Consider the following 19,580-nt stretch of genomic DNA (forward strand, 5'->3'; position numbering starts at 1 on the left):
GAGAAGCGGTCCGCGTGGCGGACGAAAAGCCATTGCTTGGCTTTTCGAGCTTCGAACGCCCTGAGCCTGCGAAGGGCCAGGTGGTCGCCGATCCAACCTGCCGGGTCCCGGCTGCTCCGCAGCGTCCCGGCGTTCGCCGGCCTTTCGTCGTGCCACTGGCACGACGAATTCGCTTCGCGAACCAGCTGCTCACCCCACAAGGGGGGAAGGGAGAACCTCCTGCGCCGTCAAGAACCGCAACACCACGTCGCTCATGCCCAGCAGCGGCGTGAACGTCACGATGGTGATGCCGCCCGTCGCGTTGGTGCGGGTCAGGCCTTCGGAATAGATATCGAGCGGCGGCTCCTCGTCGAACCAGACGCCGTGCAGGGTTTCGCCCTGCCACTTTTCGCGGCCCTTCTCATAGCTCTTGAACGAAAGCACCGATTCATCGGCCTGCACGTCGCCGCCGCCGCCCCAGCGCACCACGATGCTGTCGAGCGCGCCCGGGGCGCCGCGGCCCATGGTCGTGTGCAGGATGGCGTTGGCCGGGATCATGCCGGTGCCCCATGCCGCCTGCTGCTGCGGCGGGCCGACCAGCACGCGCTGCGGGTTGTCGCGCGTGCCCTCCCCCGTCACGCCGGCAGCCCATAGCCTGACGGGGGTGTCGAAGGTCTTGCCCTGCCACCACGCGGGGTAGCGGCCGGTGAGATGCATGGCCCATTCGGCGCCGCCGGCCCTGGTCTTGCCGAGCTGGTTGCCGGCCATGAACAGACGTTCCCGGTTCTGCGCGCCGGCGGCGTGAAACTGCGCCTGCCTGGGATAAGGCCGGTAGGCGGCAAGCTGGTTAGTCCTGCGCCTGCGGTCCAGCTCCTGCAGCAGCGCCAGATAGTGGCGGCGCGCCTTCAGGCTGGTCGCCAAACGGCCCGAGGACGGCTTCGAGGCCGCGGATGCGGCGGCGGATCTCGTCATCGCTCAGGGCTTCCAGATTGTCAGATGAAACATGCAAATCCTTGGCCAGATCCTTGGGCAGCACCGATTGCACGATCTTCAGATACTGGTCGGGCTTGTCGGCCCGGACCGCGGCAATGACGCCGGCTCCATGGGCGCGGAAGTCGGCGCGCACCGCGTCGAGGAAATCATCGCCAAGCGTCTTCTTCGTCCGCTTCGGCTTGGCAGCGGCGGCGGCAGGCGCCTTGCGGTCAGGGCGCGCACGCGGCGCCGTCCGGTCAGCCATGATCCGAGATCCCGGCGGGCTCGGCAGTCGCTGCCTGCTTCGCCGGCCCCTTGATCTTGCCGGACTTGATCTTGCCGGACTTGCGCCGTGCCGATTTTGGCCCTGACCGTTTTGGGGCGGCCTTGCGGGCTGCATCAGCGGCCGGCGCGTGGCGCTTTCCGGCAGACGCGGCTTTCAGGCTTGCCCTGGCGATCGCCCTTGCGTCGTGCGCGCCGCGCGGAAAGCCGAAGCCGCCGATGGCATCGACAGGACCACCGCGAACCATGCCGATCAGCACGCCCGGCACGACCGGCTCCATACGGCCGATGCGCGCCTGCGGGGCAGCGCCCTCGAACACGCCAATGGCGCTGACGACCTCGCGGCCGTCATCGTCGGTGATGATGGTGGCATAGCGGTTGGACAAGGGAGGCCTCGCGGATAAGGCAGAATGAACCGAGGATAGCGTTCCTTCACGCCCCCCTCTGTCCTGCCGGACATCTCCCCCTCAAGGGGGGAGATTGGCAGCTCCAGGGTCGCGACCAATTTGCAGCGCCGACGATTGGCGAAAGCAAGGCGGCAGTCCGATCTCCCCCTTTGAGGGGGAGATGGCCGGCAGGCCAGAGGGGGGTGCTGTCCCGCCGACATCCGATATCCGCACGTTGTGGGCATCAGGAAAACAAAACCCGCCTCGTGGGCGGGTCGGTGGCGCAAATCAGCACCATGGACAAATCATAGCAAAGCTGCCCTCACCCGTCAATGCAAAAAAGGAAATAATTCCTACTTCGGTCAAAGCCGCGTCTTGGCGCGGCCGCGCATTGCGCAAGGGCAGCATCGATGGGATGCTGCGTCTCGTCGGAGAGCGCAATGAGCAATGTGACCAGTCACTATGGCAGCGGCGGCATCGTCGAGCGCATCCTGTCGGCTGTGCCGGACGCCAGGGCCGGCAGCCTCGCGGCCGAACAACTCTATCCGTTCGACCAGCTTCATGGCCGCGAGCTGATCGCCACGCAGGACCATGCCGCGCGTCTTGCGCCCTCCGCCGGCGATCGGGTTCTGGACATCGGCAGCGGCATTGGCGGCCCAGCCCGGTTCCTTGCCGAGACCTATGGGTGCAGCGTCGACGGCGTCGACCTGACGCAGGCGTTCGTCGAGGCATCCCGCCGATTGACCGAGCTCTGCGGCCTCGGCGACAAAGTGCGTTTCCATGAGGCCGATGCGACAAGGCTGCCTTTTGCGGACGACACATTCGACGCGGCGATCTGTTTCTATGTCGGCATGAATATCGCCGACAAGGCGGCGGTCATCGGGCAAGCGTGGCGCGTACTGAAGCCGAAGGCCAGGCTTGTCTGGACCGAGGCGGTGCTGGCGGACGGCGAGCCTCACTATCCCTTGCCTTGGGCGGTGTCGCCTGTGGCCAGCCATCTCGTCGACCGCGAAACCCTGAAGGCCCTGTTTGCTTCAGCCGGATTCCGGGTCGACGATGTCATCGACGAAACCGGCGATCATGTCGAGCTGGCGTTGAAACGGGCAAATTCCGGCATCGTGCCCTCGCCCGCCCAGCAGCAGGCCAATGAGATCGTGCTCGGCGCCGAGTTCGTGCATCGGCGAAAAAACTACATAAGCAGCCTGAGCGAGGGAAAACTCGCGTCACTGGCCGTCATCGCTTCCAAGCCGGCCTAAAACAATAACCCGCCTCGGCGGCGGGTTGCTGGCGCAAATCAGCACCGTGATCAGATCATAGCATAGCTGCCCTCACCGGTCAAGATATGTCAGGAAAGAATTCCTACATCGACATCGATCGGAGACTCGGCGATGCTAGCGCTACCACATCCGGCGTCAAGTCATATGCATATGTTCTAAAGTGCCATGCCGTCGGCGGATGTTGTCTGATAATTTGCCCTTTGGCATCAAGGGGGCAAAAGAAGCCATGTCTGAGGACAAAATCCGAAATATAAATCTGACCGCCGATATCGTCGCGGCATTCGTGCGCAACAATTCAGTGCCTCCAGATAGCCTGCCGGCGTTGATCGAGAGCGTCAATGCAGCGCTCGCGGCCGTGGACAATCCCGTTGCTCCGCCGCAACCTGCGCCTGAGCCCGCGGTCAACCGCAAGCGCTCGGTAACGCCGAATTTCATTTACTGCCTCGAGGATGGCAAGAAGTTCAGGTCGCTGCGGCGTCATCTCGGCTCCGCCCATGGCATGACGCCGGAAGCCTATCGCGCCAAATGGGACCTGCCCGGCGACTATCCGATGACGGCGCCCAGCTACGCCGCCAAACGATCGGAGCTGGCAAAGGAGTTCGGGCTCGGCATCAGGACACCCGAGACCCCGGCCGCCAAGGCACCGGCCAAGAGCAAGACCAAGGCGTAAAGGCACGCCCCCTCCGTGCCGTACGCCTGCTGGAGGACGATCGTGGTGGCCGGAGAGCCCAATGACGTTCGGGTGGAACGTGTCGACCGCCGCCAATGGGCGGTGCTGGTTGCCGAGAATGGCACGGTGACCCAGCATCTGTTCATGGCCCAGGAAGCGGCCGAGGAGTTTGCCGACGGCGAGCGGACAAGGCTCGGCCTTCCCGCCAGGCCGCCGGCGGCGGATCCGCTGGCCTGAACAGTCCTTCAACCGGCTGCAGGATACAAGACGCAGCCTTCGACAGGCCGTCTAGCGACTGGTCATTAGCTGGCTCTTATGGAATCATTCCACCCCAACTCGGGGGAGAGCGGGATGGACAAACCAGCCATGGCATCCGTGTTCAGGATGCGGCAAGCGCCAGCCACTGTTTCGGGCGTTCGCAGCGTCGGCCAAGGCCAGGCCGATCCGGTCATCGGCAGAAGGCCGCTCGGCGAGGCGATCCGCTTCGTCATCGACGCCCATCCCCATTACGACATCAGCGGCGTTTCGATCGCCTATGGCGACGGCTCGGCCCCGCGCCTCGGCAGCCGGGAGGTCAAGGCGCTGTGGGCCGAATATGGCCGCCGCTGGATGGAAGAGTAGCGCAGGTCGGCCGACGCCTATCGCTTTCATCCCCGTCCGGATCGTAACAGCGGCTCATGCGTTGAGCGTGAGCCAAATGGGAGCAACAGCCATGAACGTCGCCAATCTGCAACTCGAAGGCCTGCTGATGGCCGTCGCCTCGATCAATCAGGTGCTGGTGCGCAAGGGCCTGGTCACGGTGGAGGATATCGACATTGCGCTGCGCAAGGCCGAGGCCATCGAAACCGGCGAGGAGCGGTCCGACGGCATGTCGGAGTCCAACCGCGACGCCGTCAACTTTCCGATCCGACTGCTGGAACTGGCCAATCAATGCCAGCCGGAGGCGGACATGCCGTCCTTCTCGAAACTGGCCCGCATGGTCGGCCAGATGAAGGAACCCTACAACGACCAGATGTGAGGCGGTCTGCCGACGCGGGGCCTCACCCTCGGCCGAGCTTCGAGGCCAGCACGCTGCCCGGTCCATGCACGGCGGCGAACAGCAGGCCGGCGGCGAACGGGAAATGGGACATGAAGGCGCCGAACTCGGCCTGGTTGCCGGTCCAGTGCGACGGACCGTGGAAGGCAAAGCCGAGGAAGACCACGTAGACGGCGGCGACCAGGGCGGCCGGTGTGAAGAATGCTCCGGTCAGGAGGGCGATCACCAGCAGCGTTTCGAGGATCGCGGCGCACCAGGCCAGAAACAGCGGGAACGGGAAGCCGGCGGCGGCGATGTAGCCGGCAGTCATGCCCATATCCATGAACTTGAAGGCTGCCCCCATCGCGAACATGGCGGCCAAGGTCAGGCGGGCGATGAGAATAGCCGTGGTCTGCCACGGCGATTGAACGGCTTCCATGAGATGTCCTCCAGGTTTGGAACGGGTTTCGTCCCAAGGACGGGCGCCACGCCGCCGATCCTACACCAGCCCGCGAAATTCTTTCCCGGCAAAGCCGGAGCTCGCAAAAGGAGGCGCTTGCAATCCTCTTGCGGCGCGTGGCCGCTCAGAGCTTCGCCATCAGTTCCCGCCCCAACCGTTTCGGCGGCTCGGCGCGCAGCACCACATTGGTCGTCACCGCGCCGTAGCGGCCGATGGCGTCGACGATGCTTTCGAGGTCGGGCGGCGACGGGACGACGACCTTGACCAGAAAACAATCCTCGCCGGTCACCCGCAGCACCTCAACCACTTCCGGCATGGCCGCGAATTTCTTCAGGCAGGTCTGGATGTGCTCATGCGTGGTGCGCAGGCGGATCATGGCCATGGTGCCGAGACCGAGGGCGGTGGGATCGATCGCGGCCCGGTAGCCGGCGATGATGCCGCGCTCCTCCAGCCGCTTCACCCGCTCCGACGTCGCGGGCTGGGACAGGCCGACGCGGCGGCCGAGTTCGGAAATGCCGATGCGGCCATCCTCCTGCATGATCTCGATGATTGCCATGTCGGTGGGGTCGAGCCGTGGCCGGTAATCGCCGTTTGCCATGAACACCTTCAATCCATCGGAATTCTTCGTCGCTTTCCGATGATCTCTCATTCCGCGAACAAGGAGAAGCCCTAGGATTGGGACATCATCTGCGGCGAAGAAACAGGATTTTCGATGACCGACTTCATCATTCTGCCGGGCAGCGGCGGATCGGGCGAGGCCCACTGGCAGACACGCTGGCAACAGGCCGACCCGGCGATGCGCCGCTTCAGCCCGGCAAGCTGGGAGCTGCCGGATTTCGACGACTGGGTGGCGGCGCTGGACGTCGCGGTGTCACAGGCACAGACCCCGCCGGTGCTCGTCGCCCACAGTCTCAGCTGCCTGCTGGTCGCGCATTGGCAGGCGGTGTCGAGCCGTCGGATCGGCGGGGCGTTTCTGGTTGCGGTTCCCGACCCGGCCTCGCCGGTCTATCCCGCTTACGGAATTCCCTTCGCCGATACGCCGCGCGGGCCGCTTCGCTTCCCCTCGCTGATCGTGGCCAGCACCGACGATCCCTATGATCCGAACGGCTATGCCGGTGAGAAAGCCACACAATGGGGCAGCGAACTGCACATCGCCGGGCCGCTTGGTCACATCAACAGCAATAGCGGGCTGGGCGACTGGCCGGCGGGAATGGAGCTGCTGACGGCCTTCGTGAGAGAGAGAGAGGCCGACCACGCAATCGCACCGTAGGCGCCCGAAGCGTGCGCGCGGGCTTGCCCCGACTTGTCCCGCCAGCTATCTCTCGGGAGGGGCCTTTGTGAGGGAGCCTGCGAATGGTGTCCGTCCGATATCTGGTCCGCGATGTCGATCTGTCCATCGCGTTTTATACGAGCCATCTGGGCTTCGCGCTGAAGCAGCAATTCGGTCCGGCGATGGCCATCCTGACGCGCGGCGACCTTTCGCTCTGGCTCGCCGGCCCCCTGGCGTCGGCAGCCAGGCCGATGCCGGACGGCCGGACACCCGAGCCGGGCGGATGGAACCGCTTTGTGCTCGAAGTCGAGCAATTGCCGGCAGTCGTGACTGAGATGCGAGAGGCCGGCGTGGGGTTCCGCAACGAGATCGTCGAAGGTCCGGGCGGGCGACAGATTCTTTGTGAAGACCCGTCCGGCAACGTGATCGAGCTGTTCGAGCCCAGCTAGGCTTCGGCCGTCGCCTCGGATTCGGCGCCGGGCTTTGCCTGGCCTTCCCACTGCCGCTCCGCCTCTGCTTTGCGCTTCGGACAATCCTCGTAGTCATGCTCTCGCGAACCGCAATAGGAGCAGCATTTTGCCGGCGTGTCGGTTCGAAGCATTGTGGCCATGCACAAGAATGCACGAAAATTCATCCGGTTGCAGCAGCGTCCGCGACGTCGCTGCTCGGATGCGTGACCGCCAGCCTGGCGACGCCGCTCAATAGCCGCCGAGGATCGGCAGACTCTCGCCGGTGATGTAGCTTGAACATTGCGGCCAGGAACACATAGGCCGGCGCGATCTCCTCCGGCTGGGCCGGGCGCTTCACCGGGGTCTTGGCGCCGAACTGCGACACATCCGCCGCCTGCTTGTCGGACGCGAGACCAGCAGAAGGGTTGGCGGCAGACATTGCGCGCGGCGCGTATTCGTCCGGCCTATATCAAAGTTAAATGCGGATGCTGGGCGTGAGGTGGTAGGTGATCGCGATGGGGGGACTCTCAACGCGCTCGAGGTGTCCCATGGACGTTCGAAATCTGATTGCCAAACTGTCGGCCGCGGTACTGCACCGCCGCGCCGCGTCTTCGCCGATACTGTTCAGGCCGATCCGCAACTCGCTCGCCGACATCCCGTTGAAGCCGGCGCCGCGCCCGCCTTATCGTCCGCATCGGCCGATCTGGCCGGCAAGCAACATGTAGCTCGCCAGGCCTGCAACCAGTTTGTGATTTCCTCGTTTATGGCGATCCTGTTTTCAAGGAGGCAAGTGATGAGATCGATCCGGGCGAGACGCGAACGGTTTGGATGGTGAGCGCATGAGCCGTTTTCTGCCCCTGACGATCAGATTCGTGGACGGCAGCGCGATGACGGTGTCGTCGATCGCCGACGCCAGGAGGGCACTAGGCGGAACATGGAAGAACAAGCAGGCGGCGGCTTACAAGGCGGCCGACAGGCTGGTGGACGACGCGTTGAACGGCATTTGCCGCCCGGACATCGCCTTTGCCGCTTTCCAGAATGCCGCCGCCCAACAGGGCTTGCTGAAGCCGGCCAAGCCAAGTGCCGCCCTTGCCATGCTCGACGAATTGGCGTCGCTGGATGGGCATCGTTGAAAGACCGGCTGACGGATTGCCGGCGATGTCATGGCGAACGCCGGATGGCCTATCTCGGCTCGCGATTCATGCTGAGATAAGTCGGGTCGAACTCGGCGATTTCCACCAGCTGCTGCCAGTCCAGAATGGTCACCATGTAATTCGCCCAGCCGATCACACCGATCTTGCGCAGCGCGCCGATGACCCGGTTCATGTGGACCACCGAAAGCCCAAGCACATCGGCCAGTTCCGCCTGCGACAGGGGAAGCCGGAAACTCATGCCGTTGGTCTGCTTGACCACCTGGAGCCGGACGAACAGCTCGCACACCAGATGCGCCAGGTGCGACGTCTTGGACCGCCGGCCCATGGCCACGATCCATTCCCGGTGAATGGCGCCATCGACGAGCGTGTCCAGCCACAGCAAGCGGCTCAGATGAGGCGCCTGTTCGGTGATCGTCCTTAGCCGACTGTGGTCGGCGGCGATCACCCGGCATGGCGACAAAGCTATAATGCCATGGTCCATTGTCTTGAGCAGGAAGGCGTGCAAATCGACAAAATCGCCTGGCACCTGCAACGAGGTGAACTGGCGGCCGCCATCCTCCAGCACCTTGTAGCGCGCCGCCAGACCCTCGATGATGAGCGTGCTGTAGCCTGGCCTCGATCCCTCTGAAACGATGTCCTGACCGGTGGCAAAATCCATCTCGATGGTCATGGCGGCGGCCAGCAGCCCCTTTTCCTGCTCGGACAAAGCGTCATGCTGGCCAAGGTTGAGATAAAGCGGTTCTAGCATCGAGGATCCAGTTCGAGATTTCGTGGACATTCGTGGCCTAGCCAAACGCCGGAGATCGGGTGCGGTTGCAATCGGCCGGCACGGCGACGGCTCCTGGCAGGAAATCTGCTCAGGACACAGTCGCATGGAACCATGGGTGCGGGTTGGGATTTAATCCATGTCGCTCAAAAATGGCCCCGATTTTGAGACAACGACATGCATAAAAACACAGACCTGAAGCGCGTCGCCTGCATCCTTTCAACCGCGATGCGCCTTAGCGTTCTCACGCAGGGATCCTTGCACACATGGAACGGTTCTACTTCGACTTGTACAACGCTGAGACCCAGATTGACGAAGAGGGGCAGCTTTTTCCCAGCCGCGAGCGCGCGGGAGCCGAAGCGCTGCGCATATTGCACGATGTGGCGCGCGACGAGATTCCGGAGGGCGACCACCGGCGGATCACCGTCAAGATGCTGAACGAGAACAGGGAGCAGATATTCGAAGCGTCGCTGACCATGGCGTCGCTGTGGAGTTGAACTCGTCGACCCTGTCGAGGACTGTATGGAACCTCTTGCCCTCCCCTCTGTTTTCTAAGGAGGGGGCAGCGGCAGAAGCTGCCCGGCTGATTGACTGGAGGCATCTATGTCCTTGCAAAAGCTTCATCCCGAGCAGGTCGACGACACACGCAGGCTTGCCTATTCGACCTTTGCCCCGGCGCTGATCGGTTCGCTCACCAAGCGTCTGGCGCGGTGTCAGGGCGTCAAGGAACTGGGCGCCCTGGAAAAGTCGCTCATCCGCCTGATCGAAGACTCTGATGTCGATGGGCCGCAAGCCGAGGCGATGAAAGAGTTCGCCATCGAGCTGGTGGTGTCGACGATATCGGAAGCCCGCGCTCACCCCGACACCAAGAGCGATGTCGAAGCCGTTGGCGAGCGCCGCGCCGAAGGCCGCTCCGAGAACCCGCAGACGCTCGAGGAGCAGTTGCAATCAGGCCTCGAAGACAGTTTTCCGGCCAGCGATCCGCCCGCCGTCGTCTCGACCGCCATTTCCGGCGGCTCGAAGGACCTTGTCGGTACAGATGAGGTGTTGCGCCGCAAGAAGGAGGCGGCGCAGCGAAAGCAGGAAAAGGCCGACGCCGGTTAGCCGGACAATTCGCGCGAGCCCGAGGCGATGAGAGCCGTCAGCCGAAGCGCTTTTCCGGCGACTGTCCGCTGGCCGGTGACTGTTCGCCGGCCCGCGTGACGATCGCCTCGAGCGGCTCCGGCCGGTGAAGCAGAAAACCCTGGCCATAGGCCACGCCCATGCCGCGCAGAATGTCGAGCGCTTCCTGCTGCTCGATCTTTTCGGCCACCACCGCGCAGCCGAGACTTTTGGCGATGCCCGCTATGGCCGAGACGATCTCGCGGTCGAAACGGCTTTCCGCGATATTCTCGATGAACGAGCCGTCGATCTTGATCTGATCGACCGGAAAGCGCCGCAAATATTCGAACGAGCTCATGCCGGCGCCGAAATCGTCGAGGCTGACGCGGCATTGCCGCTCGCGCGCCTTGCGCACGAACTGCTCGGCGGCGTCGAAATTGGTGACGGCCGCGGTCTCGGTGATCTCGAAGCCGATGCCGGAATGCGGCGCCCCGGTCTCGGCGATGACGGCGTCGACGAAATCCCATAGCAGCGGATCGCTCAGCGTCTGCGCCGACAGGTTGAAGCCGAGCATGATGGCGCCTGACCGCATCGCCGCGCCATGCTGCGAAAGCGCTGTCCTGATGATCCAGCGGTCCAGCCGCGAGGCAATGCCGAAGCGCTCGGCGACCGGAATGAATTCGTTGGGCGGGATCAGCTTGCCATTGCGCCCGGCAAGCCGCGCCAGCACCTCGACGTGGCGGCTCTCCTGCCAGGGCTGGCCGAGCAGATGGATTTCCTGGCCGAACAGTTTCAGCCGCCCGTCATCCATGGCGTCGACCGTGTCGGCGGCGACACGCGCCGCGTTGAGGCCGCCGGAGCCCGACGCCGCATCGGCCGAAAACACCGCGAAGCGATTGCGCCCGGCCGCCTTGGCGGCATAGCAGGCGTCGTCGGCGCAGGCCAACGCATCGGCAACCGTGGTGGTGGTGTCCTCGACGAAGGCGATGCCGATGCTGGCCGCGAGTTTTCGCGAGGTCGCCGGCAGTCCGAGGTCGGCGTCACGGACCGCCGCAAGAATCGCGCCGGCCAGCGCCTCGGCCTTGGCCGATTGGCAATTGGGCACCAGCAGCGCGAACTCGTCGCCGCCGAGGCGCGCGGCACGTGCCGATGCCGGCAGGCAGCCCAGAATACCGGCGGCCACGCCCGTCAGCGCCAGGTCGCCGGCGGCGTGGCCGGCAAAGTCGTTGAGCGCCTTGAAGTAGTCGAGATCGACGTAAAACACCGCCAGCGGCAAAGCCCGCTCGGTGGCGATATGCACGGCCAGCAGCCGGTCGAAGGCGGCACGGTTCAAGAGGCCCGTCAGCGCATCGTGGTGAGCGGCGTAGGCGAGTTCCCGCTCGCGTTTCTTGTCCTCGGTGATGTCGCGCACGGTGCCGAGAATCTGGCCCGCCGTCTCGGGCGCCGCGATGAAGCGCACCAGCGATTCGACATGGCGGATTTCGCCGTCGCGCCTGACGATGCGGTATTGCGCGGCGACGACGCCGTCGGTCGAAAGCGGCGCCAGATGGGCGCGCTCTGCGGCATCCTTGTCGTCGAGATGCAGATAGGAATGCCAAAGGTCGGCAGCCACCTCGTCGGTGTCGGCGACCAGGCCGAATATCTCCCTGGTGCGGGCGTCCCAATAGCTCTTGCTGGCGTCGATGTCGTGATGCCAGATGCCTGTGCCACTGGCCGCCAGCGCCAGGCGAAAGCGCACATTGACCCGCTCCAGTTCGGCTTCCGCCTCTTTCTGCCGGCTGATGTCGGTCTGCACGCCCATCAGCCTGACCGGCTTGCCCGTCTCGTCACGCTCGACAATGCCGCCGCGGTCCAGCACCCAGATCCAGTGGCCGTCCTTGTGCTTGAGGCGTAGCTCGGTCTCGATCGAGGCGGTCAGGCCGGAAATGTGCCGCTCTCCGCTGGCCAGCGCCCGCTGGCGGTCGTCGGGATGCGTCAGCTTCAGCCAGAGGTCGTCGCTGTTGGCAAGCTCGCCATCCTCATAACCCAGCATGTGCGACCAGGTTGGCGAATAGAAACAGTCGCCGCTCAAAATATCCCAGTCCCATACGCCGAGATGAGCGCGTTCGAGCGCAAGCGCCCAGAATTCGCCGTTGCGTATTTTCTCTTCAGCCATGCCCTGGTTTCGCTCACTCCGTCGCCGCCACTATGCACGCAAGCAGAGAAGAAAGCGTTACCGGGTGCGCCGCGCCCACAGTGCGGACAAGGCCTGCAATCGTGCCGGACCATGCCGTAAGGCGTCATCATGCGATTGGGGCTCGTCATGCCATTGGCGCCCTGATTGGAACCGCCCTGCCCGGGCCTGGCTCGACGATCCTTATCGCGCGGCGGCGCGCATTGTCCTCGAGCAGGCCGCGCAGTTCCTCACGGCCGCGCGCGATGCGCGACATCAGCGTGCCGGCCGGCACGCCGAGCATCTCGGCGGCCTCGGCATAGGAGAAGCCCTCGATGGCGACCATGGTCAGCGCGGCACGGCGGTCGGGGCTGATCGCCTGCAGCGCGTCGATGATCTCGCGGGCCGCGACATTCTCCAGCTGGTCGGCGGGAGAGGCCTGCACCTCGCCGGCCTCCAGCGGCAGCATCGAGGCCTCGCCTCGCCGGTTCACCTTGCGCATCTGGTCGATGAACAGATGATGCATGATCGTGAACAGCCATTTTCGCGGGCTCTCTCCCGTCTGCCAGTTGTCCAGCCGCAGCAGCGCCCGCTCCAGGCAGTCCTGGACGAGATCGTCGGCGGAATCGCGGTCGCGCAGCAGCGAGCGCGCATAGCGGCGCAGGCGCGGGATTTCGTCGAGAATTGCTCTCTGCTTTTCGTCCATGACCTTTTGTCTTCGTTTCGGCATGCCGTTGCCGCAAAACCGCTGCGCCCCCGGGTGAGGACAGCTTTGGCTGATCTGAAAAATTCCTCTGTTCATGCCTGTCGTCGGCTCCAAAAACGCTGGGCACTTTTGGGCGACAGGCATGACGCGCTCAGCGCGGCGCGGCGTCGATGGTGACCCGGTGTGGGTAGAAGGCGCCGTGGTCGCGAATTTCAGTCATCTCGTCGAAAGGCTGCTCATAGGCCCACATCGCGTCGTTGCCGGTTTCACCCGCCGGCAGCACGTTCCAGTAGCTGGCGTCACCCTTGTAGGGGCACAGCGTCGACCGCTCCGTCTTCTTGAGCTTGCGGAAGTCGATGTCCTCGAACGGGATGTAGAAGGAGAAGGGATGGGGCGGCTCGGTCACCATTTTGGCTTTTGCCGAGGAAGCGATGATGGTGCCGTTTGCAAACACGACGACACGCCCGGTGAAGGGCTCGACGGTGATCACCTTGCCCGGATTGCGCCTGAAGCCGGGTGACGGGTTCGCATGCTGATCCATGACTGCTCTCCTTGTCCGCTGGTGGTTCGATGCCGGTCGACGGCGTCAGCTCTCACTGGTCACTGATGGGCCGGCGACAGCGGTCACACGCGACAGCTTCTGGCGCTTTTCGAGCTGTGGCTTTTCATAGGTCTTCTTCATCGTTCTTCCTTTTCTGACGTCTGGCAGCCGGTCCGCGCGGCTGCCGGTCGTGGATCATGGCTCCAAGGGACAACAGGCGCATCTCCCGTCCGGCCGATGCGCCGCCGAAGGAAATCCGGGCCAGCGTGGCAAGAACGATTCGCATGTGTTTCGCCGCGATCCGACGGCGGTGGATTTATCTCAGCCGGGACGGCCATGCTTGGGCCGGGCGGAACACGGTTTTGGCGAATGCGGCCCTGTCAGCACGACCGCAAGGCTTGGACAGGCGCGAACAGCTACCGGCGCGGCTATGGCGATGGCTGCTTGGCGCCGGTGCACGCCGCGAAATATCGATAATAAAGGACGACAGGTGAGACTCTACAAAATCAAGATGATTTGCCAGATATTTCGCCTTTTCGGCACGAGAAGCAAAATACATTTTCGACAGACAAACTTTCACTTCGGAAAAATGTCCATTTCATCTCTGTTAACCAAATATTAACCAAAATTATCCGATACATGCCGAAGTTATTCGCTGTCGCAATCCGAATCTAAGTTGTAATAATCATTGCACAGTTCGCTTATGACATTACTGTATCGTTGATGTCTTGCGAAGCATGCAACGGAGGAGCTGTAGGAGTGAAATCCGGGTCAAGACTGTGTTGCGAGGAACGGTCTGCCCGACGGAGGAAACACGCATGAGATTGCTGAAATATGCGCTGCTGGCGGGAGCGTCGCTGCTTCCCATCCTGCCCGCGATCGCCGCGACCGCGACGGGCAGCATGAATGTCCGCATCACGATTACCGACGAATGCAAGGTGCAGACGGCGAGCGATCTCGATTTCGGCTCGCACGGTGTCATTGATGCGAATGTCGACCAGACCAGCACCATCAACGTGCAATGCACGACCGGCAAGTCCTACAATGTTGGTCTGAGCGCCGGAGCGGGCGCGGGCGCAACGGTTGCTGTTCGCAAGATGACCGGGCCGGCGTCGGCGACGATCGACTACACCATCTACAGGGAAAGCACCCGGACGCAGCTTTGGGGCACCACGATCCCCACCGACACGGTCGGCGGAACCGGCAACGGCGCCATTCAGCCGCTGACGGTCTACGGGCGTGTTCCACCGCAGACGACACCGGCGGCGGGCCTCTACACCGACACCGTTGCGATCACCATAACGTACTGACAATCGATACCAACACGAGGACGATCATGCGATCCATGCTTTCACGCATCGGAGCCACGGCTGTTCTGTTGCTGTGCGCCGGTCTCTCACAAGCCGCTTCGCTCAGGGTGGCGCCGACAGGTCTCGAGCTGATCTCGCCCGACGCCTCGGCGGTTCTCAACCTCAGCAACGATGACCCCAAGCGGCCGATCAATGTGCAGATACGCGTCTTCGCCTGGAGCCAGGCTGGCGGGATCGAGACGCTGACGCCGACTACCGACGTCGTCGCCAGCCCGCCATCGACCAAACTCGGACCCAATGCCCAATACGTGGTTCGCGTCGTGCGCGTCAGCAAGGCGCCGGTGCGGGCCGAGGAAAGCTACCGCGTCATCGTCGACGAGTTACCCGACCCGTCGCGCAAGAAGGCCGGTACGGTCGCGCTCGCGCTGCGCTACTCCGTGCCGGTGTTTTTCCGCGACGCCGATGCGGCCGCGCCGGCAGTCGCCTGGAGTGTTTCGCGCAAGGGCGGCAGTCTTGTGCTGACAGCCAGCAATACCGGTGAAAGTCGTCTCCGCTTGTCCAACCTATCCCTGACCCAGAACGGCAAAAAGCTCGGCAACCGAAACGGGCTCGTCGGTTATGTCCTGGGCGGCGCGACCATGCAGTGGCCGATCGGCAGCGGCAAATCACTGCCCGCGGGCTCCGTGCTTTTGAAGGCACAGAGCGATCTTGGACCCTTCGATGCCAACGTTGCCGTCAAGGGCAAGTAGCGTCGCTGTCATCGTCGCGGTTGCGACTTTCACACCTTGCTTGGCGGTGCGTTCGCAGGAATTTCCGGCCGTGACGAACCTCGAACAGCCGGCTTCCGTTTTACCAGCGGGCCGCAGCCTCTATCTCGAGGTGTTCATCAACGACGTTTCGACCAAGCTGGTCGGCAATTTTATCGAGATGCCGGATGGTGGGCTGGCGGCGGCGCCCCAAGAGCTGAAGGAGGTCGGCCTGAAACCGCCGGAGGACATAGCCGACGCCGGCGGCCTGGTCAGGCTCGACCAGTTGGCCGACGTTTCGTTTCGGATCGATGAGGTAGCCCAGCGCCTCTACGTCACCGCCGCCAATGACAGCCGCGAGGCGCGCATGGTCGATCTCGGCTTGCGCTTGCAGGACCGGCCGGCGCCGCAATCGGGCTTGGGCGCGGTTCTCAACTATTCGCTGTTTGCCAGCTCCAACACATTGTTCGACAAGGACGTCGAGCTGTTCCAAGGCGTTTCCGGCGGCTTCGATGCGCGCGCGTTCAGCCCCTATGGAACGCTCAGCCAATCCTTCATCGCCGGCTATTCCGACGGCAGGCTGGGCGGCTTCACGCGGCTCAACACGACATGGAGCTATTCCGACCCCGACCGGCTGATGACCTACCGCGCCGGCGACTTCATCTCCGGTGGATTGTCGTGGACGCGTCCGATCTATCTCGGCGGCATCCAGGCGCAACGCAACTTCCACCTGCGATCGGACCTGGTGACGCTACCCCTGCCCTCCTTCGGCGGCACGGCGGCGGTGCCGTCGACGCTCGAGGTCTACACGCAGAACGTGCGCACCTATTCCGGCGACATCCAGCCCGGGCCGTTCCAGGTCACCAATCTGCCGGTGTTCACGGGCGCCGGACAGGCGCAGGTGGTGCTGCGCGACAGCCTCGGCCGCGAGACCACGGCCACCTTGCCGTTCTATGCCTCCAGCATGCTGCTGCGCCAGGGACTGCTCGACTTTTCCGTCGAGGCAGGGATGGCGCGGCGCAATTTCGGCATCTCCTCCGACGATTATGACGGCCGCGTCATGGGGGTCGCCAGCGCGCGTTACGGCGTGACCGACCGGCTGACATTGGAAGCCCATGCCGAGGGCGGCGCCGATCTGATCAATGGCGGCATAGGTGCTGCCTTCCCGCTCGGGGCATATGGCGCGGCTTCGCTGGCGGTCGCCGGCAGCCATCATGACCGGCGCACCGGCTCGCTGGTCGATGCCAGTGTCGAATTCGGCTATGACGGCTGGGCGATCAACGCCCACATGCAGCGGGCCTTTGGCGGCTATGAAGACATCGCCTCGGTGACGGCGGAGCCGGTTCTCGACCCCGACGACTTCACCCGTTTCAGCGCTGGCGTGCCGCGCTCGGTCGACCAGGTGACGCTCAGCGTGCCGATGCCGATCGATTTCTCCAGCCTCAACCTGTCCTATACGCATTTGAAGAGCGCCGAGGGCGAAAACAGCCAGATCGTCGGCCTGTCCTACAGCCAGGCGATCTTCAAGCGCAGCACGCTCTATGCCACCGCCTTCGCCGATCTCGACGACGACAGCAGCTATGGCGTGTTCGCCGGGATTTCGATCCCGTTCAACGACGAGATCTCGGCGTCGACAGGCGTCGAGCAAGGCCCTGACGGCCTCAATGTCACTGCCGACCTCGCCAAATCGGAGCGGGCCGAGGACGGCAGCATCGGCTGGCGGCTGCGCACCTCGGAGGGCGAGGTACCCAATCGTTCGGCAGCGGTCAGCTACCGCGCGCCGTTTGCGCGTTTCGAGGCCGGCGCCCAGCAATTCGACAAGGACTTTCGCGTGACCGGCCAGATGGACGGCGCCATTGCGGTCGCAGGCGGCGGGGTGTTCGCCACCAACCGCATCGACGATGCCTTTGCCGTCGTCGATGTCGGCACGCCTGATGTCGAGGTCTTGCATCAGAACCGGCCGGTAGGCAGGACCGACAGCAAAGGCCGCATCCTGGTCACCGGGCTCAACTCTTATGAGCTGAACACGGTCTCCATCGACCCGAAGAATCTACCAGTCGACGCGGATGTCCCGGCTACCAAGGAGACCGTCGTCCCAGCCGACCGCAACGGCGTCGTGCTGAAGTTCGGCGTGTCTGAGGCGGCGCAGGCCGCGCTGGTGACGCTGGTCGACTCGAGCGGAACGCCACTCGAAGCCGGACTCTCGGGACGCGTCGATGGCGGCACTGAAGACTTTGTCGTCGGCTATGACGGGCAGGCCTACATCAAGGGCCTCGGCAAGCAGAATTCAGTGCAGGTCGAGCGCGCTGACGGCGGTTCATGCCGGGCAGAGTTTCCCTTCGAGGCGGCGCGCGGCCGGCAAGTGGTGATCGGGAACGTGGTGTGCCAATGAGAGCTGGAGGAAAAATGCTGCGCGCCGTAATCATCGCCCTGCTGCTGGTGCTGCTCCCGTCGCTCGCCCGGGCGCAGAGCTGCAGTTACACCGTCACCAGTTTGAATTTCGGCCTCATCGACACGCTGTCGGGCACCGCGGCGACATCGACAGCCACCTTCACCGCGACTTGCAGCGGCAGTTTGCCATTGCTGCTGCCCGTCCTGGTCTGTCCGCATATTGCCGCCGGCACCGGCGGTGCAACCTCGGCGGCGGCCCGGCAGATGGCGAGCGGCGTCAACAGCCTCAACTATCAACTCTATTCGGACCCCGCAATGAGCGTTGTCTGGGGCACCTATAACTGGGCCTATGCCTCGCGCCCGCCACCGCTGCTGCTGAGCCCCAATCTCTTCGGCAACTCAATCGACACCCTGACGCTCTATGGCCGGGTTCCCGGCGGCCAGGCGACCGTTCCGCCGGGCACTTATCTGTCGACATTTTCGGGCGGGCAACTCGAGTTCCGCTCCCGGACAACCCTGTTGAGCAGCAGCTGCAACACCGGCGCGGGCAACTTGGGCGCCAGTCCGACCTTCACCATCAACGCCACGGTCGCGGCAAACTGCCTGGTCGCCACCCAGAACATCGATTTCGGCTCCAAGGGCGTGCTCGACGCCAATGCCGATGCCACCGGCCAGGTCTCGGTCACCTGCACGCCGTCGACCGCCTATACGGTTTCCCTGAATGGCGGCACGACAGGCGGCACGCCGACCAATCGCAAGATGTCGAAGGGCGGCGAGCGGGTCACCTACGGCCTCTACAAGGACGCCGCGCGCTCGCAGCCCTGGGGTGACGCCGGAACGCCGGGAAGCACGGTGGCCGGCACCGGAACCGGCTTGGCGCAACCGCTCATCGTCTACGGCCGCGTGCCGCCGCAGACGACGCCCTCGGCCGGCGTCTACACCGACACGGTGGTGGTGACCATCACCTATTGATCGCGGCCCGCCTCGCCGTTGGCCGGCGCCAGCCAGCGCGCGTAAATCTCGCCGACGATGCCGCGGCGAAAGACCAGCACGCAGATCATGAAGATCAGGCCGGTGGCGATGGTCACCGGGAAGCCGGAGGTGGCGAGCGTGTTTTCCAGCCCGACGACGAGGCCGGCGCCGACGACAGGACCGACCATGGTGCCAATGCCGCCGAGCAGCGTCATCAGGATCACCTCGCCCGACATCTGCCAGGTGACGTCGGTCAGCGTCGCGAACTGGAAGACGATCGCCTTGGTCGCGCCGGCAAGCCCGGCAAGGGCTGCCGACATGACGAAGGCGGCGAGCTTGTAGCGGCCGACCGAATAGCCCAGCGAGATGGCGCGGTTCTCGTTCTCGCGGATCGAACGCAGGATCATGCCGAACGGCGAGTTGACGATGCGCCAGACGGCGAAGACGCCGATGAGGAAGACGGCAAGCACGACGAAATACATGTTGAGCGTGACGTTGAGATCGACGATGCCGAACAGATGCCCGCGCGGCACGCCCTGTATGCCGTCCTCGCCTTCGGTGAACGGCGCCTGGACGCAGAAGAAATAAAACATCTGCGCCAGCGCCAGCGTGATCATCGAGAAATAGATGCCTTGCCGGCGGATGGCGAGGAAGCCCATGACCAGGCCGAGCACGGCCGCTCCGGCGGTGCCGAGCAGGATGCCGGCCTCGGGCGGCCAGCCCCATGCCTTGACGGCGTAGGCGCAGAAATAGGCGGCGGCGCCGTAGAAGGTGGCGTGGCCGAACGACAGCAGCCCGGTGTAGCCGAGCAGCAGGTTGAAGGCGCAGGCAAACAGCGCGAAGCACAGCATCTTCATCAGGAAGATCGGATAGACGAAGAAGGGCGCGGCTATCAGCGCCAGTATGGCCAATGCCAGCAATACCCGCTTAAGCCGCACGGAGGCGGCGGTGCGCTGGTCGTGAAGGGCTGCCTCGCTCATC

At 64.0% G+C, this 19,580-nt stretch carries 26 protein-coding genes and 1 pseudogene; 15 read left to right on the plus strand and 12 right to left on the minus strand.

Features of this window, described 5'->3' with window-relative positions:
• Nucleotides 1-189 precede the first annotated feature (189 nt).
• The 3 genes from NKJ64_RS17490 to NKJ64_RS17500 are packed head-to-tail and all read right to left on the minus strand — an operon-like array spanning nt 190 to nt 1,619.
• On the minus strand, nt 190-900 hold the full coding sequence (locus NKJ64_RS17490; protein WP_023832800.1) for a terminase large subunit domain-containing protein: 711 nt from the start codon (nt 898-900) through the stop codon (nt 190-192).
• Complete coding sequence (locus NKJ64_RS17495; RefSeq protein ID WP_023693740.1) at nt 827-1,216, minus strand: hypothetical protein; 390 nt, start codon at nt 1,214-1,216, stop codon at nt 827-829. The genes NKJ64_RS17490 and NKJ64_RS17495 overlap by 74 nt, the downstream gene beginning before the upstream one ends.
• Nucleotides 1,209-1,619, minus strand: coding sequence for a hypothetical protein (locus NKJ64_RS17500; RefSeq protein WP_023832798.1), 411 nt, complete (start codon nt 1,617-1,619; stop codon nt 1,209-1,211). The genes NKJ64_RS17495 and NKJ64_RS17500 overlap by 8 nt, the downstream gene beginning before the upstream one ends.
• A gap of 440 nt (nt 1,620-2,059) precedes the next feature.
• Here NKJ64_RS17500 and NKJ64_RS17505 point away from each other — a divergent pair, with 440 nt between their 5' ends.
• The 5 genes from NKJ64_RS17505 (at nt 2,060) to NKJ64_RS17525 (ending at nt 4,584) form a co-directional block, all read left to right on the plus strand.
• Nucleotides 2,060-2,875, plus strand: coding sequence for a class I SAM-dependent methyltransferase (locus NKJ64_RS17505; protein WP_352460561.1), 816 nt, complete (start codon nt 2,060-2,062; stop codon nt 2,873-2,875).
• Nucleotides 2,876-3,122: 247 nt separating this feature from the next.
• Nucleotides 3,123-3,566: a Ros/MucR family transcriptional regulator gene (locus NKJ64_RS17510; protein WP_352460560.1), complete on the plus strand. Its 444-nt coding sequence runs from the start codon at nt 3,123-3,125 to the stop codon at nt 3,564-3,566.
• Nucleotides 3,567-3,608: 42 nt separating this feature from the next.
• Nucleotides 3,609-3,803 (plus strand): hypothetical protein, encoded by a 195-nt coding sequence (locus tag NKJ64_RS17515; protein WP_023689866.1) that lies wholly within the window; start codon nt 3,609-3,611, stop codon nt 3,801-3,803.
• Nucleotides 3,804-3,917: 114 nt separating this feature from the next.
• Complete coding sequence (locus NKJ64_RS17520) at nt 3,918-4,187, plus strand: hypothetical protein (RefSeq protein WP_023697755.1); 270 nt, start codon at nt 3,918-3,920, stop codon at nt 4,185-4,187.
• 91 nt (nt 4,188-4,278) lie between these two features.
• Nucleotides 4,279-4,584, plus strand: coding sequence for a hypothetical protein (locus NKJ64_RS17525; RefSeq protein WP_352460559.1), 306 nt, complete (start codon nt 4,279-4,281; stop codon nt 4,582-4,584).
• Nucleotides 4,585-4,606: 22 nt separating this feature from the next.
• On the opposite strand, the gene NKJ64_RS17530 is transcribed toward NKJ64_RS17525, so the two are convergent.
• On the minus strand, nt 4,607-5,020 hold the full coding sequence (locus NKJ64_RS17530) for a DoxX family protein (protein WP_352463038.1): 414 nt from the start codon (nt 5,018-5,020) through the stop codon (nt 4,607-4,609).
• A gap of 145 nt (nt 5,021-5,165) precedes the next feature.
• Nucleotides 5,166-5,639: an Lrp/AsnC family transcriptional regulator gene (locus NKJ64_RS17535; RefSeq protein WP_023693744.1), complete on the minus strand. Its 474-nt coding sequence runs from the start codon at nt 5,637-5,639 to the stop codon at nt 5,166-5,168.
• Between the two features lie 114 nt (nt 5,640-5,753).
• Between NKJ64_RS17535 and NKJ64_RS17540 the strand changes: the two genes are divergently transcribed.
• Complete coding sequence (locus NKJ64_RS17540) at nt 5,754-6,311, plus strand: RBBP9/YdeN family alpha/beta hydrolase (protein WP_352463039.1); 558 nt, start codon at nt 5,754-5,756, stop codon at nt 6,309-6,311.
• Between the two features lie 83 nt (nt 6,312-6,394).
• Nucleotides 6,395-6,760: a VOC family protein gene (locus NKJ64_RS17545; protein ID WP_352463040.1), complete on the plus strand. Its 366-nt coding sequence runs from the start codon at nt 6,395-6,397 to the stop codon at nt 6,758-6,760.
• Here NKJ64_RS17545 and NKJ64_RS17550 read toward each other — a convergent pair.
• Both NKJ64_RS17550 and NKJ64_RS17555 read right to left on the minus strand, forming a co-directional pair.
• Nucleotides 6,757-6,921, minus strand: coding sequence for a hypothetical protein (locus tag NKJ64_RS17550; RefSeq protein ID WP_023671439.1), 165 nt, complete (start codon nt 6,919-6,921; stop codon nt 6,757-6,759). The genes NKJ64_RS17545 and NKJ64_RS17550 overlap by 4 nt on opposite strands.
• Nucleotides 6,922-7,009: 88 nt before the next feature.
• A pseudogene (locus tag NKJ64_RS17555) lies at nt 7,010-7,166 on the minus strand (SDR family oxidoreductase); the annotation flags it as partial.
• A gap of 142 nt (nt 7,167-7,308) precedes the next feature.
• On the opposite strand from NKJ64_RS17555, the gene NKJ64_RS17560 reads away from it, so the two are divergent.
• Both NKJ64_RS17560 and NKJ64_RS17565 read left to right on the plus strand, forming a co-directional pair.
• Nucleotides 7,309-7,485, plus strand: coding sequence for a hypothetical protein (locus tag NKJ64_RS17560; RefSeq protein ID WP_023671438.1), 177 nt, complete (start codon nt 7,309-7,311; stop codon nt 7,483-7,485).
• Nucleotides 7,486-7,599: 114 nt separating this feature from the next.
• On the plus strand, nt 7,600-7,893 hold the full coding sequence (locus NKJ64_RS17565) for a DUF982 domain-containing protein (RefSeq protein WP_352445885.1): 294 nt from the start codon (nt 7,600-7,602) through the stop codon (nt 7,891-7,893).
• A 49-nt stretch (nt 7,894-7,942) separates the two neighbouring features.
• Here the strand turns inward: NKJ64_RS17565 and NKJ64_RS17570 are convergent, their stop codons facing one another.
• A complete protein-coding gene (locus tag NKJ64_RS17570; RefSeq protein ID WP_023671436.1) occupies nt 7,943-8,662 on the minus strand; it encodes a Crp/Fnr family transcriptional regulator in 720 nt (239 codons plus the stop codon).
• A gap of 284 nt (nt 8,663-8,946) precedes the next feature.
• Between NKJ64_RS17570 and NKJ64_RS17575 the strand changes: the two genes are divergently transcribed.
• Both NKJ64_RS17575 and NKJ64_RS17580 read left to right on the plus strand, forming a co-directional pair.
• Entirely contained in the window at nt 8,947-9,177 is a 231-nt protein-coding gene (locus NKJ64_RS17575) for a DUF6894 family protein (protein ID WP_023671435.1), read from the plus strand.
• Between the two features lie 106 nt (nt 9,178-9,283).
• Complete coding sequence (locus tag NKJ64_RS17580) at nt 9,284-9,784, plus strand: hypothetical protein (RefSeq protein ID WP_023685942.1); 501 nt, start codon at nt 9,284-9,286, stop codon at nt 9,782-9,784.
• Nucleotides 9,785-9,821: 37 nt separating this feature from the next.
• Here NKJ64_RS17580 and NKJ64_RS17585 read toward each other — a convergent pair whose 3' ends face one another.
• The 3 genes from NKJ64_RS17585 to NKJ64_RS17595 form a co-directional block, all read right to left on the minus strand.
• Nucleotides 9,822-11,936: an EAL domain-containing protein gene (locus NKJ64_RS17585; RefSeq protein WP_023828879.1), complete on the minus strand. Its 2,115-nt coding sequence runs from the start codon at nt 11,934-11,936 to the stop codon at nt 9,822-9,824.
• A 145-nt stretch (nt 11,937-12,081) separates the two neighbouring features.
• Nucleotides 12,082-12,639 (minus strand): RNA polymerase sigma factor, encoded by a 558-nt coding sequence (locus tag NKJ64_RS17590; protein ID WP_023693751.1) that lies wholly within the window; start codon nt 12,637-12,639, stop codon nt 12,082-12,084.
• A 151-nt stretch (nt 12,640-12,790) separates the two neighbouring features.
• Nucleotides 12,791-13,180: a DUF427 domain-containing protein gene (locus tag NKJ64_RS17595; RefSeq protein WP_023693752.1), complete on the minus strand. Its 390-nt coding sequence runs from the start codon at nt 13,178-13,180 to the stop codon at nt 12,791-12,793.
• Nucleotides 13,181-13,998: 818 nt separating this feature from the next.
• On the opposite strand from NKJ64_RS17595, the gene NKJ64_RS17600 reads away from it, so the two are divergent.
• Genes NKJ64_RS17600 through NKJ64_RS17615 form a run of 4 tightly spaced genes read left to right on the plus strand, consistent with a single transcriptional unit; the run spans nt 13,999 to nt 18,599 of the window.
• Entirely contained in the window at nt 13,999-14,490 is a 492-nt protein-coding gene (locus NKJ64_RS17600) for a Csu type fimbrial protein (RefSeq protein WP_023685937.1), read from the plus strand.
• A 26-nt stretch (nt 14,491-14,516) separates the two neighbouring features.
• The gene (locus tag NKJ64_RS17605; RefSeq protein WP_352463041.1) at nt 14,517-15,239 is read left to right on the plus strand and encodes a fimbrial biogenesis chaperone; all 723 of its coding nucleotides are present in this window, start codon (nt 14,517-14,519) and stop codon (nt 15,237-15,239) included.
• The gene (locus NKJ64_RS17610; RefSeq protein WP_352463042.1) at nt 15,211-17,628 is read left to right on the plus strand and encodes a fimbria/pilus outer membrane usher protein; all 2,418 of its coding nucleotides are present in this window, start codon (nt 15,211-15,213) and stop codon (nt 17,626-17,628) included. The genes NKJ64_RS17605 and NKJ64_RS17610 overlap by 29 nt, the downstream gene beginning before the upstream one ends.
• 14 nt (nt 17,629-17,642) lie before the next feature.
• The gene (locus tag NKJ64_RS17615; RefSeq protein WP_023693755.1) at nt 17,643-18,599 is read left to right on the plus strand and encodes a Csu type fimbrial protein; all 957 of its coding nucleotides are present in this window, start codon (nt 17,643-17,645) and stop codon (nt 18,597-18,599) included.
• On the opposite strand, the gene NKJ64_RS17620 is transcribed toward NKJ64_RS17615, so the two are convergent.
• Nucleotides 18,593-19,579, minus strand: coding sequence for a branched-chain amino acid ABC transporter permease (locus NKJ64_RS17620; protein ID WP_023727091.1), 987 nt, complete (start codon nt 19,577-19,579; stop codon nt 18,593-18,595). The genes NKJ64_RS17615 and NKJ64_RS17620 overlap by 7 nt on opposite strands.
• Nucleotide 19,580: the final 1 nt, after the last annotated feature.

Source organism: Mesorhizobium sp. M0062 (assembly GCF_040323125.1).
Classification (GTDB): domain Bacteria; phylum Pseudomonadota; class Alphaproteobacteria; order Rhizobiales; family Rhizobiaceae; genus Mesorhizobium.

Excerpts from the sequence above, each read along its gene's own strand:
- NKJ64_RS17525 (WP_352460559.1), top strand. The coding sequence starts at position 4,279 with ATGAACGTCGCCAATCTGCAACTCGAAGGCCTGCTGATGGCCGTCGCC.
- NKJ64_RS17615 (WP_023693755.1), top strand. The coding sequence starts at position 17,643 with ATGCTGCGCGCCGTAATCATCGCCCTGCTGCTGGTGCTGCTCCCGTCG.
- NKJ64_RS17545 (WP_352463040.1), top strand. The coding sequence starts at position 6,395 with ATGGTGTCCGTCCGATATCTGGTCCGCGATGTCGATCTGTCCATCGCG.
- NKJ64_RS17600 (WP_023685937.1), top strand. The coding sequence starts at position 13,999 with ATGAGATTGCTGAAATATGCGCTGCTGGCGGGAGCGTCGCTGCTTCCC.
- NKJ64_RS17565 (WP_352445885.1), top strand. The coding sequence starts at position 7,600 with ATGAGCCGTTTTCTGCCCCTGACGATCAGATTCGTGGACGGCAGCGCG.
- NKJ64_RS17585 (WP_023828879.1), bottom strand. The coding sequence starts at position 11,936 with ATGGCTGAAGAGAAAATACGCAACGGCGAATTCTGGGCGCTTGCGCTC.
- NKJ64_RS17530 (WP_352463038.1), bottom strand. The coding sequence starts at position 5,020 with ATGGAAGCCGTTCAATCGCCGTGGCAGACCACGGCTATTCTCATCGCC.
- NKJ64_RS17495 (WP_023693740.1), bottom strand. The coding sequence starts at position 1,216 with ATGGCTGACCGGACGGCGCCGCGTGCGCGCCCTGACCGCAAGGCGCCT.
- NKJ64_RS17580 (WP_023685942.1), top strand. The coding sequence starts at position 9,284 with ATGTCCTTGCAAAAGCTTCATCCCGAGCAGGTCGACGACACACGCAGG.
- NKJ64_RS17595 (WP_023693752.1), bottom strand. The coding sequence starts at position 13,180 with ATGGATCAGCATGCGAACCCGTCACCCGGCTTCAGGCGCAATCCGGGC.
- NKJ64_RS17620 (WP_023727091.1), bottom strand. The coding sequence starts at position 19,579 with ATGAGCGAGGCAGCCCTTCACGACCAGCGCACCGCCGCCTCCGTGCGG.
- NKJ64_RS17560 (WP_023671438.1), top strand. The coding sequence starts at position 7,309 with ATGGACGTTCGAAATCTGATTGCCAAACTGTCGGCCGCGGTACTGCAC.
- NKJ64_RS17575 (WP_023671435.1), top strand. The coding sequence starts at position 8,947 with ATGGAACGGTTCTACTTCGACTTGTACAACGCTGAGACCCAGATTGAC.
- NKJ64_RS17540 (WP_352463039.1), top strand. The coding sequence starts at position 5,754 with ATGACCGACTTCATCATTCTGCCGGGCAGCGGCGGATCGGGCGAGGCC.
- NKJ64_RS17510 (WP_352460560.1), top strand. The coding sequence starts at position 3,123 with ATGTCTGAGGACAAAATCCGAAATATAAATCTGACCGCCGATATCGTC.
- NKJ64_RS17605 (WP_352463041.1), top strand. The coding sequence starts at position 14,517 with ATGCGATCCATGCTTTCACGCATCGGAGCCACGGCTGTTCTGTTGCTG.
- NKJ64_RS17570 (WP_023671436.1), bottom strand. The coding sequence starts at position 8,662 with ATGCTAGAACCGCTTTATCTCAACCTTGGCCAGCATGACGCTTTGTCC.
- NKJ64_RS17590 (WP_023693751.1), bottom strand. The coding sequence starts at position 12,639 with ATGGACGAAAAGCAGAGAGCAATTCTCGACGAAATCCCGCGCCTGCGC.
- NKJ64_RS17535 (WP_023693744.1), bottom strand. The coding sequence starts at position 5,639 with ATGGCAAACGGCGATTACCGGCCACGGCTCGACCCCACCGACATGGCA.
- NKJ64_RS17505 (WP_352460561.1), top strand. The coding sequence starts at position 2,060 with ATGAGCAATGTGACCAGTCACTATGGCAGCGGCGGCATCGTCGAGCGC.
- NKJ64_RS17610 (WP_352463042.1), top strand. The coding sequence starts at position 15,211 with ATGCCAACGTTGCCGTCAAGGGCAAGTAGCGTCGCTGTCATCGTCGCG.
- NKJ64_RS17520 (WP_023697755.1), top strand. The coding sequence starts at position 3,918 with ATGGACAAACCAGCCATGGCATCCGTGTTCAGGATGCGGCAAGCGCCA.
- NKJ64_RS17550 (WP_023671439.1), bottom strand. The coding sequence starts at position 6,921 with ATGGCCACAATGCTTCGAACCGACACGCCGGCAAAATGCTGCTCCTAT.